Genomic DNA, 662 nt, shown 5'->3' on the forward strand with positions numbered 1-662 from the left:
CATGGCACGCTCGACATTCTTCTACCACCAAAAACGACTCACCGCACCGGATAAACATGCCGAGCTCAAACAAGCGATCCGGGACAGTTTTCAGCGCAACAAACACCGCTACGGCTACCGGCGGGTACTGCTCGACCTGCGTAGCCAGGGCTGGGTGGTCAACCACAAACTTGTCTACAAGCTCATGCGCGCCATGGGCTTGAAAGCCAAGATCCGCCAGCGCAGGCCCTACATCTCCTACACTGGCACAATCAGCTACATCGCTGAGAACACACTCGAGCGCAACTTCACCCCCGATAGGCTCAACACTGTCTTCGTCAGCGACGTCACCGAGTTCAAAGTCGCTGGCCGCAAGGTGTATCTCTCACCGGTGATGGACCTGTTCGACCGCTCAATCGTCGCCCACACAGTGGCCACATCGCCGTCTACGGCGTTTACCTCGGCTTCGTTGGCGCAGGCGATCAAAGCGTGTGCTCCAGAGCCGGGCTGGATGATCCACACCGATCAAGGATTCCAATACAAGCACTCATCATGGCGCACCCTGATTAGCCAGCACCAGGGAGTCCAATCGATGTCACGCAAAGGCAACTGCTACGACAACGCGGTCATGGAGAACTTCTTCGGCCACCTGAAAACCGAGATGTACCACGGAGAAGCCTTCG

1 protein-coding gene is annotated in these 662 nt (G+C 56.9%); it reads left to right on the forward strand.

What is annotated here, in order from left to right; genetic code table 11:
- On the forward strand, positions 1 to 662 hold a 662-nt coding region (locus tag QP971_RS11280), incomplete at both ends, for an IS3 family transposase (RefSeq protein WP_284821791.1).

Source organism: Corynebacterium marquesiae, assembly GCF_030229635.1.
Taxonomy (GTDB): domain Bacteria; phylum Actinomycetota; class Actinomycetes; order Mycobacteriales; family Mycobacteriaceae; genus Corynebacterium; species Corynebacterium marquesiae.